This window comes from Streptomyces sp. NRRL F-5650, assembly GCF_000721365.1.
Lineage (GTDB): Bacteria > Actinomycetota > Actinomycetes > Streptomycetales > Streptomycetaceae > Streptomyces > Streptomyces ardesiacus.
Genome location: NZ_JOGV01000153.1, coordinates 1 through 887 on the forward strand (window position 1 = coordinate 1; position 887 = coordinate 887).

The window sequence follows — 887 nt, forward strand, 5'->3', positions numbered from 1 at the left end:
CTGGTCGCGCGCCCGGGAGACCATCGTGGTGGACGTACGGGCGCCGCGGGTGCTGCTCGGTGCGGTCACCGGCGCCGGCCTCGCGGTGATCGGCACCGCCCTGCAGGCCCTGGTGCGCAACCCGCTCGCCGAGCCGTACCTGCTCGGCGTCTCCTCCGGGGCGTCGCTCGGCGCGGTCTCGGTGATCGTGTTCGGGGTCACCCTCTTCGGGCCGGCCTCGTCCGGGGTGGCGGTCGCGGCGGTGCTCACCGCGGTCCTCGACCTGCTGCTGCTCACCACCGGCCGCGGCAACGAGGCCCGCGCGGTCCTCGCCTGGACCCTCGGCGGCCTCGGCGGTGTCAACTGGGGCACCCTGTGGCTGCCGAGCACCGCCCTGCTGCTCGGTGTCGGTGTCCTCATGGCGCAGGCCCGCAACCTGAACCTGCTGCTGGCCGGCGAGGAGGCGGCCACCACGATGGGCCTGGACGTGGCCCGCTTCCGCGCCCGGCTGTTCGTGCTGCTCCGACGGCGGCTCTCGGCGGAGCGGTCTTCCTCGTCTGGGCCGACATCGCCGCACGGACGGTCGCCGCACCCATGGAGATACCCGTCGGCGTGCTCACCGCCCTGTGCGGCGGACCCTTCTTCCTGTGGCTGATGCGCCGGGACGCCCGCCGCGGCACCGACCGAGGAGTGGCATGACCGCGGCCGACACGCGCCCCGCCGAACTGCACGTCGACGGCGTCACACTCACCGCCGGAGCCCGCGCCCTGGTGCGCGACGTCTCCCTCACCGCCCGCCCCGGCGAGACCGTCGGCCTCGTCGGCCCCAACGGCAGCGGCAAGTCCAGCCTCCTGCGCACCGTCTACCGCGTCCTGCGCCCCGACGCCGGCCAGGTCCGGGTCGACGGG

General features: G+C 75.4%; 1 protein-coding gene and 1 pseudogene. Both read left to right on the forward strand.

The features are described 5' to 3' along the window. Nucleotides 1–678, forward strand: a pseudogene (locus IG88_RS39870) (FecCD family ABC transporter permease); the annotation flags it as partial. Then, nucleotides 675–887 (forward strand): ABC transporter ATP-binding protein (locus tag IG88_RS0137880; RefSeq protein WP_031051476.1); only part of this gene is annotated, 213 nt, incomplete at its 3' end. The pseudogene IG88_RS39870 and the gene IG88_RS0137880, both read left to right, overlap by 4 nt.